Here is a 1,795-nt window from a genome sequence, read left to right on the forward strand (position 1 = left end):
CCCTTTCCGGTCCGGCGAGAAGCGGTAGACCACACCAGGCGGTGCGCTGCCGGCCCAGGGCCTCTGATCTGAGACATAGGCCCAGACCCGACCTTGCTTGACCCCTTTGCCGAGGCCGCGGTCCCGGCGTGACCGGTCCAATACGCGGATCGGAGTGTCGTCTGCATGGAGGATCGGCGCGGCCATGACCTCGGCCTCGATCCTTTCGATGACCGGTTCGAGCACCTTCATGGCCCGGCCGCACCAGTCCAGCAACGTGCTGTCCGGCACTTCGGCGCCCATGCGGGCATAAATCTCGTTGAGGCGATAGAGCGGAACGTGATCATCGAACTTCGAGACCAGGACATGGGCCAGAAGGCCTGGCCCGGCCATGCTGCCGGGGATCGGGCGGCTCGGGGCGGCAGGCTGAACCATCTTCTCGCAGCGGCGGCACGACTTCTTCACCCGTGCGATCTGGATCACCTTCATCTGCGCGGCAACCATGTCGAGCAACTCGCTGACATCTTCTCCCACCACGCGCAGCTCGCCCCCGCACTCCGGGCAGCAGGTGCCGGGATCGAGTTCGCGGCGTTCGCGGGGTGTCCCATCCGATGCCCGCGGCCTGCGGCGGGGTTTCACCTCGGCGGCTTCGGGCACCATGTCGAGAGGGCCCGCATCCTCATCTTCGATCGGTTCGCTGCGCTGCTCGGCCGCCGCGATCAACAGGTCTTCCAGCGCGAGCTCGAGCTGGGCAATCTCCCGTTCAATCTTTTCCGACGACTTGCCGAAGGCCTGTTTCTGCAGTTTCGCAATCCTCAGCCGCAGCGTCTGGACCAGCTGTTCATGCGCCTGCAGCGTGGCCGACATGCGGGTATTCTCCGCTTGGAGGGCGGCGATCATCGCCTTCAGAACAGCGGGATCGTTGGAGAGGATATCGGCGTCATCAGACATGCCGACAGATACCACGTGGCACCCATAATAGCCAACAAAACAAGGGACTTCAGGGAGATAATCTATCCCACGCGCGCAGGTGGCGCGCCCCAGTCCGGACGGCGCCAATCGATCCCTTCCCACAGCATGGCCAGCTGAGCCGAGGTAAGCCGGGCAACGCCGCCTTCGGTGCTCGGCCACGGGAAGCGCCCGCGTTCCAGGACCTTGTAGTAAAGGCAGAAGCCCTGACCATCCCAGTAGAGCAGCTTGAGCCGGTCGCCCCGGCGCCCCCGGAACGCGAAGACCGCGCCGCTTGTAGGCTTCTGACGTAGAACGTCCTGTGCCATGGCGGATAGGCCAGAAATGCCCTTCCTCATATCTGTGGCGCCGCAGGCAAGGTAGACCCGCACGCCCGTTCCCGGGCCGATCATGCCGCCTCGACGGCCCGGATCAGCCGCGTCAGAGCTTCTCCGTCCATGCCGCTGTCGAACCTCAAGCATCTCCCGTTGGTCAACCGCAACTCCACCGGAACCGATCTGGTTGGCGTGGGCGCTGGAGCTGCCGACTCCGGGAAATCGACGGGAAGGAAGTAAGCGCCGTGACCGGGCGACCAGAGACCCTTTTGCTTCAGGTCCCGCCGCCACCCGTAAATCTGAGAGCGTGTCACCTCGTAGCGCTGAGCGACCTGGGTCACCGTCGCCCCGTCAGCACCAGCCGCCAGCACGATCTCGAGCTTTTCGTCGTCGCTCCACCGTCGGCGTCGCTCAACGCCCAGAACTTCGCCCAGCATGACCCCTCCATCTAAGACACGTCGCAAAGGACGTCGTTAAGCACGTGTCTTAGATCAGGTCGCCTCCAACCGGCAGGCGGCCTCAACCGGTCGGTT

The 1,795-nt window shown here is 64.5% G+C and carries 3 protein-coding genes; all 3 read right to left on the reverse strand.

What is annotated here, in order from left to right:
• Positions 1–930, reverse strand: a 930-nt coding sequence (tnpC, locus tag ACXAJT_RS27540; protein ID WP_475242192.1) for an IS66 family transposase, incomplete at its 3' end; no start/stop codon positions are given.
• A gap of 62 nt (positions 931–992) precedes the next feature.
• A complete protein-coding gene (tnpB, locus tag ACXAJT_RS27545) occupies positions 993–1,340 on the reverse strand; it encodes an IS66 family insertion sequence element accessory protein TnpB (RefSeq protein WP_475242194.1) in 348 nt (115 codons plus the stop codon).
• Entirely contained in the window at positions 1,337–1,699 is a 363-nt protein-coding gene (tnpA, locus tag ACXAJT_RS27550; protein ID WP_475242198.1) for an IS66-like element accessory protein TnpA, read from the reverse strand. Before tnpA ends, tnpB begins: the two co-directional genes overlap by 4 nt.
• Positions 1,700–1,795: the final 96 nt, after the last annotated feature.

The organism is Salipiger sp. ABF4_146, assembly GCF_056161345.1.

What these genes read in the sequence shown, in the direction of transcription:
- tnpB (WP_475242194.1), bottom strand. Translation starts at nt 1,340, where the DNA reads ATGATCGGCCCGGGAACGGGCGTGCGGGTCTACCTTGCCTGCGGCGCC.
- tnpA (WP_475242198.1), bottom strand. Translation starts at nt 1,699, where the DNA reads ATGCTGGGCGAAGTTCTGGGCGTTGAGCGACGCCGACGGTGGAGCGAC.